The following is an 11,874-nucleotide window of genomic DNA, read 5'->3' as shown; positions in this document are numbered from 1 at the left end:
TTGGTCCAGATCTGATGGCGGCCCTGGTAGGCACCGTAGTAAGCGTGTTTTGTGATTCCGTTAATGCTGTACCGGATAGGAAAGCCAAAGGACTTTGTCTTCATCACGTCCTCTCCGGTAACCGCGTTGTAGACACCGTAGCGATGCACCATCTCGGTGACGGAGTTTCTGTTCTTGTACTGGGTGGAACTGCCCTCCTCCTGAACGGCCAGATAGTCCGCATTGTAGGCATAACGGGCCTGTACGTGAGGTAGCTCCGTGGCCTCCGGGTCCGCATCCGGCCCGAAGAGGGCCTCGAAATTCGGATAGTAGACCTTTCCGTAACCCTCGGTGTCGGAAATGTACATGATAGCCTTTGTCTCGACCGGTATCTGCGCGGGGGCTCCCGGCGGGCCGTCCATAAAGACCTGGTGGATCTTTATGACCGATTTCCCATCACTGGCGACAGAGGCGGAGGCTGCGAAGAAGTCCTCTCCCGCCTCGTCGAATTTGACGTTCAAAGTCCAGACACCATAGTCCGCATAGGAGCCGTCGGCCCTCTTGGTGGCCGGCGAATAGATCTTGAACTCGGCCTTGATGTAGGATATCTCTCCTTCGTCCTCTTCCTCTATCCAGGCCCTGACACGGAGAACATTCTGCCCGTTCTCGACGATCTGCTCTGGATCGACTATCCAGGGTTCGAGCTTCTTGACCTCCCTTCCGTCCTGCTCATCTTCCCAGGCCACCATGGCCAGATAGGGGCCGTTGTTGATGTTCTCTGCATCGGCATAGTGGGTCTGATTCAGGGCTCCCAGGACCTGTTCTATGATGTCGAACTGGGCGAGGGTATGCTCCTCCACGTATTTGTCGGTTTGTGCCTGGCTGTAGTCTGTTCCCGGATCGGTCGCACTGCTGGCCGACAGGGCCGACAGGGATCTGAGTTTGCCCCTCAGGGAAAGGGACGAGGTGGCCACCGTCTGGCCGCTTGCACTCTCACTGGTTGGTACTGCCGAGACCTTTGAGGGCACGGAATAGCCGCTCGTCGTAATCGCGGAGGTACCTGTGGATGTTGTGCCGCTGCTCCCCGTGCATCCTCCGAGACATAGGAGGCCTATCCACAGAAAAAGAGCCGAAAGTGCAAGGAGCTGTCCGCCCTCCCGGGCCATTTTTTGTCTCATGATTTCTCCCTCCTGAATCTTGGATTAGCTGTCCTCTAGTTTCTTTCTCCTGTCCGATCCTTCCTGAAAAATCCTATGTCCCCATGACCGACCTCCTTGAATCATGCCACCGACCCTTGGATACCTCCGGGCTCAGACTACATGGAATAAGAGCCGTCGGCCTCAGGGAAGAACCCTCTGGAGAGTCTCTCCTTTGGGCGCACCTTCCCGCAGCCTCCGGTTCCCCGGCCGTATGATCTAAAACCGTTCTTCTTTTTCGGAAGGATTTTCGAAGACTTTAGCTGAAAATCTCAGGAGGGGAAAAATCCAGTCCAGGAAGGAAATTGCGGCCGCCGAGAGGGGATGCTAGGTTCCTGCCCTTCTCTCCTGGGGGGCGTCTGCAGCACTTCTGATCTGGCTCGATGCCAGCCTCACCGCGACTCTTATTGCCTGTATCATGCTCTCCGGGTTTGCTCTTCCCTCACCGGCCTTGCCGAATGCCGTTCCATGATCGACTGATGTCCGGATAATCGGCAGCCCGCAGGTGATATTGACTCCTGAGACGGAACTCCAGGCTCCTGTCCTATCATCGTAGCGAAAACCCACGAGTTTGACCGGAATATGGCCTTGGTCATGGTACATGACCACCACCAGGTCGTATTGACCTCCCAGCATCTTTGAAAAAACCGTATCCGAGGGGAGAGGCCCAGCCACGTCGATACCATCCTGTCTGGCCAGTCGAACGGCCGGCTCGATCTCTTCGATCTCCTCCCGGCCGAAAAGTCCGCTTTCCCCTGCATGGGGGTTGAGACCGGCCACAGCTATTCTCGGACCGTCGATCCCCAGCCGCTTCAGGGTCTCGCAACCCAGTCTTATCACCCTCTCGACACGTTCCCTTCTAACCAGGTCACACGCCTCCCTCAGCGAGACGTGGGTCGACACGTGGATCACCCGGAAACGGTCGTGTAAGAGCATCATTGCGTAGTCTTTCGTGCCCGTGAGATCAGCGTAGATCTCCGTGTGACCGGAATAGTGGAAACCCGCCCGATTGATGGCCTCCTTGTTTATCGGCCCCGTAACGGTGGCATCGATCTCCCCGGACATGGCAAGGTCGATCACCTTCTTCACATACTCGAACGACGCCCTGCCGCACTCGGCTGAGACGACCTTGTGGCGAATCGAACCGGCATCGATGTTCTTCATGTCGAGAACATCGATAGTACCTACCTTGTATAGACCATCTCGGGGAGATGAAACACTATGGATCTCCTCTGTCAGGCCCGAAAACCTCACAGCCTCTCTCATCGTCTCGGCTTCGGCCACGACGAGGGGCCTGGAGATCCTATAGATCTCGGCTGATGAAAGCGCCTTTGCCGTAACTTCAGGACCGATCCCTGCCGGATCACCCGCGCTGATCCCGATCCTAGGCCTTCTATCCATCTCTCTGCTCCTCCTGACTCAGTATCGTCTGAGATATCCGGGTCCTGCCTCTTGCATGAGCCGGCCTTCATTGTACGGATACCCTTCTGGATTCCCCCTTCAGAATCCCCAGAACCCTCCCTATGGCCTGCTCTCCTCCAAAAGCCCCTGCCTTTGTGACGACCGTCAGGCCCTCCCAATCTCCGCCAACCAGACGGCCGATTCCGATACCCTCCAGGACTTCCCCCTCGATTTCCAAACCCTCGATCCTCAGGGCATCAAATACTCCCATGGTCGTGTCGCCGCCGATGACGAAGAGGGCCAACTCACCTCCCGTGAGTCCCGACTCTTCAAGAGCAGCCGAGGTTACCCGGCCGAGGAGACCGGCAATCTCGAGGCAGACAGAGGCTCTTTTCGAATCCTCGGGCACCAGCCGCTCTGGACAGGTTTCAACCACTGCATCCCCCTTTCTGAGGCTCTTTCCGACCCTGACCGAGAGGTCCCGCAGCGACTCCTCTCGATCCGCCCTGTTGCCCAGAATCTGGGATCGAGTCAACCTGAAGGTCTCCATCCCTCTCCCCCGGGCAGCACTACCGAGCTGTCTCCGGGTTACGGCGGACATCGTGCCGCTGATGATGAGCACATGACTGAAGCGATCCGTATCTGCCGGACAGAACAGAGGTGCCTCCTGCGACCCCGGCCCGGCCATCTTCCCGGCCACTTCCCCCGCCAATCCTGCCGAGCCGACGAGCAGGGGCTTCACCTCCATGGCGAAAGCGACACCGGCGATGTTGGCCAGATCCTCCCGGCTGAAGGCGTCGAAAACCATGATCTCTCCCCCTTTTTTCCGCTCCTCTTCCACAGATCTCAGCAATTGAGCAGGCCCGGCAGCCACCCTGGGAAGATCGATCAATGCCACTCTCCTTAAGGACTGTTGCTCGACGATCCTCTGAACGTATGACTCCTTCACAGGAGAGACGGGATCCCTTGCGGCCTCTGTGAGAGAGAGGGGTTTCTCGCCAACGATCACGACGCCGCCGACGACCCTTCTGCCCATCTCAGGATAGGAAGGGGCCACGAAACCCGTGGCGGTCCCGGTCGCCTCCAGAGTAGCGTCGATTTCGATACCGATGTTTCCCCTGAGTGTGGAGTCGATCTTCTTATAGACGACGGGAAAGGCCTCTTGGTCGTACCCTCCAAGGGAGCCGCGTACCGCATTCGATGCCTCCTCAGGTCCGAGTCCCCTGGAGTTCGTGCTCAGAACGAGGACGTCCCTTCCCCCGTAAGAGGAGAGTCCCCTGCCTATCGGCCGTTTCGGAAGGACCATGAGAGTGCCGAGTCCTCTCCTGGCAAACCGTGCGCCGCAATCGACGGCCCCTGTCAGATCGTCCGCCACAACCAGACACCTCTGTTTCATAGCAATCCCCGAGAGTCTGGACTGATCTGAGACCATCAGGACAGACTCGGCTCACTTCTTCGTATCAAGGAGAATCTTTATTACATCTTCACCGTGTCCCACGAGCAGCTCAAGGGCGTGCTGGGCCTTCCCGAGGGGTAGGATGTGGGTGATGAGTCTGTCAAAGGGCAGCTGTCCCGAATCGAGCAACTCCACCGAACTCCTGAAATCCTCCTTGCTATAGACTATGGTGCCGATCATCTCGAGTTCGTTCAGGGTGGTTTCAATCATCTCCAAGGTCAGGGGCTTTAAGAACATGCCCACAAATACGATCCGCCCTCCCCGCTGGATAAGTCCCATCGCCTGCTTCACCGTTATGGCCGCTCCACTGCACAGAAAGACCACATCGAATTTCCGGGGATGGTCCTCCAGGATCCTCTCCTCCACCCCTTCCTCCCCTGCGCGGTAGGTCGAGGTAGCTCCCAGCTCCTTGGCAACTGTCAGGTTGAAATCATAGAGATCGGTCACGGCGATCTCACCGGCTCCGACCCAATGGGCAACGGCAGCCGTGACGAGACCTATCGTTCCGGCACCGAGCACAAGGACACTGCTTCCCCTCTCCACCCTCCCCTGCCTCATGGCATGAAATCCCACGGCAAGAGGCTCGGCAAGGGCACCAACTCGAGTATCGGTATTTGGTCCCACCTTGAAGGTAATGTCGGGCTTTGAAAGGAAGTATTCGGCAAAGGCCCCTTCCCAACCCTCAATGCCCGGGAGTTTCTTGTGCAAACAGAGGTTCTGTCGTCCCCGCCGGCAATAGATGCACTCCCCACAGGCGATAAGGGGCAGGACGGTCACCCGGTCTCCTTTCTCAAAACCGGTCACCTCCTTTCCGATCTCCGCCACCGTGCCCACCAGCTCATGCCCCAAGACGACGGGCGGCTTACGAAAGGGATGGACACCCTTGAAAGCATGAACATCAGACCCGCACACTCCGGCAAACACCGTCTCTATCAGGATGTCCTTCGGACCGGGTCGCAGATCGTCGACCTCGCCAATCCTTATCTTGTAGTTCTCCTCAAGGATCGCTGCCCTCATCGCTCCTCCTTTCCTGCGGCTCCTACGAACCCGGATCCACCTGTGGTAAGACGGATATGCTCCTCGTCCAGGAGTCACCGATCGCTATCCCGCCCCCCACCACCCGGATCGCGCCTTCTCAGAAGAGGAACCCCCTCCAGATCACCAAGTCAGAGGAAATATAGGGAAAAAGCGGGGACGAGTCAACGGGTAGCAGCGGAGGGATCCCTCTCTACATGGACGGCTCGCTCGCAGCAGATCTCCATGGCCGGGGAAAGGGAAACCCATCAAAGGCTCCGGGGACGGACTCGACCGATTCACGGTCACGGATCCAACAGGGATCACAGCCTCTGGATGAGATAGATGAAGACCGGGAGTCGGCTGGAGATCTTCACGGCATGGAAACTCTTCAACATTCTCCTTCTCGCTCCTGCGGTAATGGGTTTCCCGTCCATCAACGGCGACAGATAGATCGCCCCCTTGTCATAGAAGCGATCCAGTCCGTCCCTTGCCAGTACCAGCAGCGATGACAAATGGCTCTCGGGGAGATCCCCTCCGAGGATGAAGTTCGCCGTAATCTCGAGCTTCTCATACCTCCTGTTTATCTCCACCATTCTGCCAAAGGCCCCGGCAACTCGAGCCGGTGCGACCGGTTTCTTCAAGATCGCCAGAGTGGCCGGGTCGGCCGACTCCAGGCCGATATTTATATAGGTGGAGAAGGGAAGCCCGTTGAGAGACTCAAACAGCTCCTCCGGCGAACTCATCAGAGACTCGACGCTACCGAACAGAAACAGCCGGGGCCCTCTGAGATCGGACCGGGTGAATTCAAAGACCTCATAAGCCTTGAGTGCGGCAAACTCGAGGATCTCCCGCCCTGCATGAAGAGCGTCATGCTGCCCCAGGAAGAGTGAATTGTAGTTGGAAAGATCCGGGCCGTAGAAAGCCTTGAGCCCCTCTATCTGCTCCAGGATGTTCTGCTCAGTTCGAAGGGAAAAATCCCTCCCCGTCTTCACCCGGCAAAAACCGCAGTTGTGTAGACACCCATCGGCAACAATCAGAGGGATCACGTCATAGTCTACATGGCGGGTGTCGGGGGGAAGAACGGTTACCCGCCCTCCCAAGAGCCTATGGAGTCTGTCGGCTTTCCGCCTCAGGGTCTCTGCATCATTTTGAGTGACAAGAACCAGAAAGTCTCTGAGTCCCTGTGGGATTGAACCCGAGATCATCCCCCCGATTTCATCAAGCAGTCTCTGCCAGGACTCGATCGCAGATCTTACCGCATCATCCTGAAAAGGGTGGCCGCCCATGACGGAATTGCTCGGGTATGAGAGACACGGAATATAGTATTCGCCAAAGAGGTCGTAGACCCCGCTGTAGTCGCCCGACGAATAGTAGATCCAGTCGTTACCTGCCGTGCGTTTCAGCCATTCACCAGGGTGAGGCCACCTTGGACCTCGCCCTTGAATGTACTTGATCTCGCCCTTCAGGTTGAATTGGAAGAGGTAGTCCTTGGTTTGGATCTCTGAAAAGCGCCCGTAACGGATAGGGAAACTGAGCTTCGAGAACTCTCGGGCCCCCCTCTTATCAAGGGCGACGGAAAACTCTTCCAGCTTATAGGATTCCATCCTCTTTCAAGACCGGCCCCGCCATCGACACGCCGAAGCGAGTCCGCATCCCAGGCTACACATGAGCCTCGCCCCAGGTCTTGCCCCAAGCAATAACAACCCTGAGAGGGACAGACAGCTCCATGACACCTTCCATCTCCCTGCGGATCAAGTCACTCACCGAGCCGAGTTCCTCGTCCGGCGCCTCGAAAACCAGTTCATCGTGAACCTGGAGGATCATCTCGGTGGCAAATCCCTCCTCTCGGAGCCTCCTGTGTATCCGAATCATGGCGATCTTGATGAGATCAGCGGCGGTCCCCTGGATAGGGGTGTTGATGGCGGTCCTTTCGGCAAACTGGCGCATGGGTCGATTGGTACTGTTGATTTCGGGGAGGTAGCGCCGCCTGTTGAAAAGGGTGGTTACATAGCCTTTTCGCTTCGCCTCTGCAATCACGTGATCGATGTACGATTTGACTCCCCCGTGCTTCAGGAAGTATTCCTCGATATAGGCCTGGGCCACTCTCGTGTCCACCGCCAACTCCTTGGCCAGGCCGAATGCACTCATACCGTAAATGACACCGAAATTGATGACCTTGGCTTCACGCCGCATCTGCTCGTCCACCCTCTCAGGAGGAACGCCGTATAGCTCCGCCGCGGTTCTCCGGTGGACGTCCTCCCCCCGCCGAAAGGCCGCAGTCAGTGTCGAATCCCTTGAGATATGGGCGAGAATTCTCAGCTCGATCTGGGAATAGTCAGCCGAAAGGATCGAACACCCTTCCTGGGGGACGAACGCGTCCCTGATCCTCCTGCCCTCTTCGCTTCTAATCGGAATGTTCTGAAGATTCGGATCACTGCTGGAGAGCCTTCCGGTGGCCGTGACGGTCTGGTTGAAGGAGGTGTGTATCCGCCCTGTCTCCCGGTTCACCAGGAGAGGAAGGGTGTCCACATAGGTGGACTTCAACCTGGAAAGGCCCCTGAACTCGATGATCTTGGCCGGAAGAGGATGGGTCACCGCGAGTTTTGTCAGGACCTCTTCATCTGTGGAGAAGCCCGTCTTGGTCCTCTTGACGGGGGGCAGTTTCAACTTCCTGAAAAGAATCTCCCCTAGCTGCTTGGGGGAGTTGATGTTGAAGGCCTCTCCCGCGAGTTCATGGATCTCCCCCATCAGGCGCTTCAGGCTGGCCTCGAACTCTCTCGAAAGGCCGGCCAGCACAGAAAGGTCGACCTTTACGCCCTTCATTTCCATGTCCGCCAGGACAAAGGTCAGAGGGAGCTCCATCTCGCGGTAGAGATCGAGGAACCCCTCTTCTTCCAACTTGGGAGCGAGTATCCTGGAGAGTTGCAGGGCCACGTCGCAGGTCTCGCAAGCCCTCCGGCTGATCTGATTCACCGGCAGACCCCCCAGTCCCAGGGTTTTCTGTCCTGAACCGGTGGCCTCTCGTTCCGAGAAGATTCGACGGTCGAGGTATTCCTCGGCCAGGGTATCCAGACCGTGGTCATGGCGCGTCGGATTGAGAAGATAGGAGGCCACCATGGGATCCATGTCCCATCCCCGGGTTTCGAGCCCTTCCCGTTTGAGAAGGATATGGGATCTCTTGATGTCATACCCTGATTTCTTGAAGGAGGGATCTTCCAGGTAGCGCTCCAACACCTGAAGAACCTCCCCCTTGGAGAGAGAAGCCCCGCGGCCCCGATCGCCCGGCACAAAGGGAATGTACCATGCCTGATGCGGCTTGAAGCAAACGGAAATTCCGAGAAGGGAACCCTCCATCGGGGAGGATCCAAGAGGTTCGAGAGAGAGGGTAAACTCCTTGGCCTCTTCTATTCCCGCCAAAAGGTGACCGAGATCCTCCCGGGTAAGGACGGATCTGTAATCTCCCTCGGGTTTCTCCGGGGCGGGGAGCTCTCGCAGGAGCTTTGTAAACTCCAGCTCCTTGAAGACCTCCTTGAGGCTCTCTCCGGTTTCCCCTGAAAAGGAGAGATCCTCCGGCCTAATCTCGAGGGGGACCTGTGTATCGATCGTTGCCAGCTGCCTGCTGAGCCTTGCCTGGTCGGCAAAAGCGACAAGCTTTTCTCTTATCCTCGAATTGGACACCTTTTCCACGTTTTCCAAGAGATTCTCGAGGGAGCCGAATTCCCGTATCAAGGCCGCAGCGGTCTTGAGACCGATTCCGGGGACCCCTGGGATATTGTCGGTGGTATCCCCTGCAAGGGCCAAGAGATCGACCAGCTGTCGCGGCTCCACACCGAATCTCTCCTTTACCTCCTTGAAGCCGAAGGACCTGTTTTTCATGGTATCGACGGTGGTGATTCTTGCGTCGATAAGCTGGAAGATATCCTTATCCCCGGTGACTATCTGTACGGGATAGCCCTCAGCCGCCGCCCTGGTAGCAATGGTCCCGATCAGGTCGTCCGCCTCGTATCCCTCCTTCTCCAGGATCGGGATGTTGAAGCCTTCAACGATACGCTTGATAAAAGGGATCTGGAGGGACAGCCGTTCCGGCATAGCCGGCCGATTGGCCTTGTAGGCTGCGTAGACGTCGTTTCTGAAGGACGGACCCTTGGCGTCGAAGGCCACGGCCAAGAGTCTTGGTTTGAACTCCTTTATCACCTTCAGGAGCATATTGGTAAAGCCCAGAGCGGCATTAGTGGGGATTCCCTTTGAGTTGGAAAGCGGGGGAAGGGCGAAGAATGCCCTGAAGATGTATGAACTCCCGTCGATGAGAACAAGGGTGGGTTTTCCCATTTCCGCCTGCGGCTGGATCAGAGGCTCCTGTTTGAGGGGACGTCCTGGGTCTGAAACCTGGAAGTGATCGTCTGCACCCTGTTGCCGCCGGAGCTCTTGGCCAGATACAATGCGTCGTCCGCCGCTTTGACAAAAGTCTCGGCGTCCATCTCCCCCGCATATTCGGCCAGGCCGATACTCACGGTGATCGTGCCCAGTTCCGCTTTCTCTATCATGGCACGGAGCCTCTCGGCGATATCCAGAGCCTGGTTCAGGTCCACCCCTATGAGTATGATAGCAAATTCGTCACCGCCATAGCGATACCCCGTATCCACGTTGTTCCGGATACAGTGGACAACGATCTCACCGATTCTTGTAAGGACCTTATCCCCTTCCAGATGGCCGTAGATGTCGTTGTATTCCTTGAAATTGTCCAGGTCGAACATGAGCAGAGCGAGTCTGTGTTTCTGCCGTCTCGCCCGGGTGAGTTCGGCCTCCAGGGTGTTGAAGAAATGGCGGTGGTTATAGAGGCCCGTCAGATCATCCGTCACCGAAAGACGCCGGATCTCCTCTTCGAGCCTTCGTTTCTCTTGAATGATGCGGGTGTTTTCAACGCACTTCTGAATCACATAGACCAGGTGATCATTCTCAAAGGGCTTCCGGATAAAGTCGACAGCTCCATCCTTGAGCGCCTGTATAGTGTTGTCCACGTTGGCATAGGCCGTAAGCATGATGACCGATTGGTCAGGGTTCTTGTTGTGAATCTGCCGAAGCGCCTCGTTACCGTCGATCCCGGGGAGGTTGATGTCCAGGACCACCACGTCGGGATCCTCTTCCAGAGCGATCCTCACCCCTTCCTCGCCCGTATAGGCCGTCAATACCTGGTAGCCCTCGTACTCCAGGAGCTTCTTGATGATCTCCACCGTGTCATGGACATCATCAACAATCAGAACCTTCCCCTGACTTTCTGATGTCTCCATCCTCCGCACCCTTACCGGTCGGCAAGGTGAAAAAAAACGTACTTCCCCCTCCCGGCCGAGAATCGACCCAGATCTTGCCCCCGTGTTCGTGGATGATTCCCTTTACAATGGAAAGCCCTAATCCCGTCCCTCCATACTTCTTTCGGTCGATCTGAAAGAATTCTTCAAAGATTCTTTCCAACTTGTCCGCTGGAATCCCCACACCCTGGTCAGAAACCTCCGAGAGAATCTGCCCGTTGTAAGGCCGCGCACTGATCCGGATCTCTCCCCCTTCAGGTGAGAATTTCAGCGCATTCAACAGGAGATTCACATAGACGTCGTGGAGTCGATTAGGATCGGCGAAAACAGAGATCCCACTGGGGATGTCCACCCTCACCTTGAACTTTCTGTCGATGGGGCCCATTTCCGCCAGGTATTCCCGGACCGCCACGGCCAGGTCGAGATCCTCCGGTTCGAGGTGCTTTCTCCCGGAATGTATCTGAGCTACATTGAGGAAGTCTTCCATGATCTTCCGAACACGGTTGGTGTTTCTCTGAATAGTCACCAGATACTGGATCAGGTTCTGAGGAAGCTCGCCTTCCTTGCCGCTCAGGATAAAATCTATGTTTGCCTTTATGGCGGTAAAGGGCGTCTTCAGCTCATGGGATATGGTACCGATGAACTTCGACTTCATCTCGTCAAGGGCCAGGAGCTCCTGGTTGACCCTCTCCAGTTCCGTCTTTGCCTCCTTGACATCTTCCAGAATGTTCAAGGTGGCCATCCGCGAGTCGGACAGCTCTCTTACACGCTCTTCCAACTCCTGGGTTCTATCCTCCACCTTCTTCTCCAGGGTCCTGCTGTACTCCTCCAGCTTGGAGCGGGAATGCTGCAGCTTGACAGCCATCCCGTTCAGGGCTTCACAGAGATCCCTGACTTCACCACTCGATGCAATCCGGACGGGTTCATCGAGTTCTCCCCTAGCGATTCTCTGGGTCGCAGCCACGAGTTCCCTGATGGGCCTGAGGGTGATCTGTGTGACCAGGAGAGTGGCAAGAATACCGATGGCTACGACGACGAGGGCCAGTAGTATGGCCGCCCGCTTGAGGGAAGCGAGCCTCTCGGCCCATTCCGACTCGGACACACCCACCACCGCCCTCATGGAAAGTCTCTCACCGTTGCCGCCCGCCCCGGAACCGACGATAGGACAGGAGAAGGTCATCACCTGGCCGAGCCCGGCAGGGGAGATCCCCTCCCCCGCCGTGGCCAGGATCCGCCCGTTGCAGTCTTCTACGCTGCAATAGACCACTCCTTCTCTCTCTCCAAACCTATCGACCAGAGGCTGGAGCGCGGCAGGAGAAGATATCGCGCCCGCCACCTCCACCTCTCTTGCCAGGTCCATTGCCAGGTCATTTCCCTGGCCTGCAAGGATCTGTCGAGCCACCTCTTTTTCATGACCGATAAAGAAAACACTGAGAATCAGACACGCAAGGACGATCAGCGTGGACACCATGAAAACGAATTTGATACGAATGCCGAATCGGCTTGCCCGTCTTTCCAT

Annotated in this window: 8 protein-coding genes; all 8 read right to left on the bottom strand. The window is 56.8% G+C overall.

The genetic code is table 11. The features are described from left to right. On the bottom strand, nt 1-1,157 hold a 1,157-nt coding region (locus JRJ26_15820; GenBank protein ID MBW2058955.1), incomplete at its 3' end, for a hypothetical protein. A 345-nt stretch (nt 1,158-1,502) separates the two neighbouring features. Further along, nucleotides 1,503-2,576 (bottom strand): 4-hydroxythreonine-4-phosphate dehydrogenase PdxA, encoded by a 1,074-nt coding sequence (pdxA, locus tag JRJ26_15815; GenBank protein MBW2058954.1) that lies wholly within the window; start codon nt 2,574-2,576, stop codon nt 1,503-1,505. A 67-nt stretch (nt 2,577-2,643) separates the two neighbouring features. Then, nucleotides 2,644-3,972 (bottom strand): four-carbon acid sugar kinase family protein, encoded by a 1,329-nt coding sequence (locus tag JRJ26_15810; GenBank protein ID MBW2058953.1) that lies wholly within the window; start codon nt 3,970-3,972, stop codon nt 2,644-2,646. Between the two features lie 51 nt (nt 3,973-4,023). Beyond that, a complete protein-coding gene (locus JRJ26_15805) occupies nt 4,024-5,049 on the bottom strand; it encodes an alcohol dehydrogenase catalytic domain-containing protein (protein ID MBW2058952.1) in 1,026 nt (341 codons plus the stop codon). A gap of 320 nt (nt 5,050-5,369) precedes the next feature. Beyond that, nucleotides 5,370-6,653, bottom strand: a complete 1,284-nt coding sequence (locus tag JRJ26_15800; GenBank protein MBW2058951.1) for a radical SAM domain-containing protein — start codon at nt 6,651-6,653, stop codon at nt 5,370-5,372. 55 nt (nt 6,654-6,708) lie between these two features. Next, entirely contained in the window at nt 6,709-9,378 is a 2,670-nt protein-coding gene (gene polA / locus JRJ26_15795; protein MBW2058950.1) for a DNA polymerase I, read from the bottom strand. Between the two features lie 17 nt (nt 9,379-9,395). After that, nucleotides 9,396-10,337 carry a diguanylate cyclase gene (locus JRJ26_15790; GenBank protein MBW2058949.1) on the bottom strand — a complete coding sequence of 314 codons (942 nt, stop codon included), beginning with the start codon at nt 10,335-10,337 and terminating at the stop codon, nt 9,396-9,398. Next, complete coding sequence (locus JRJ26_15785; GenBank protein ID MBW2058948.1) at nt 10,297-11,874, bottom strand: HAMP domain-containing protein; 1,578 nt, start codon at nt 11,872-11,874, stop codon at nt 10,297-10,299. Before JRJ26_15785 ends, JRJ26_15790 begins: the two co-directional genes overlap by 41 nt.

This window comes from Deltaproteobacteria bacterium (assembly GCA_019308905.1).
Lineage (GTDB): Bacteria > Desulfobacterota > BSN033 > WVXP01 > WVXP01 > JAFDHF01.
Note: the sequence above shows the minus strand (reverse complement) of the source record. Positions and strands in the feature narration are given on the sequence as shown.

Excerpts from the sequence above, each read along its gene's own strand:
- pdxA (MBW2058954.1), bottom strand. The coding sequence starts at position 2,576 with ATGGATAGAAGGCCTAGGATCGGGATCAGCGCGGGTGATCCGGCAGGG.
- JRJ26_15810 (MBW2058953.1), bottom strand. The coding sequence starts at position 3,972 with ATGAAACAGAGGTGTCTGGTTGTGGCGGACGATCTGACAGGGGCCGTC.
- JRJ26_15805 (MBW2058952.1), bottom strand. The coding sequence starts at position 5,049 with ATGAGGGCAGCGATCCTTGAGGAGAACTACAAGATAAGGATTGGCGAG.
- JRJ26_15800 (MBW2058951.1), bottom strand. The coding sequence starts at position 6,653 with ATGGAATCCTATAAGCTGGAAGAGTTTTCCGTCGCCCTTGATAAGAGG.
- polA (MBW2058950.1), bottom strand. The coding sequence starts at position 9,378 with ATGGGAAAACCCACCCTTGTTCTCATCGACGGGAGTTCATACATCTTC.
- JRJ26_15790 (MBW2058949.1), bottom strand. The coding sequence starts at position 10,337 with ATGGAGACATCAGAAAGTCAGGGGAAGGTTCTGATTGTTGATGATGTC.
- JRJ26_15785 (MBW2058948.1), bottom strand. The coding sequence starts at position 11,874 with ATGGAAAGACGGGCAAGCCGATTCGGCATTCGTATCAAATTCGTTTTC.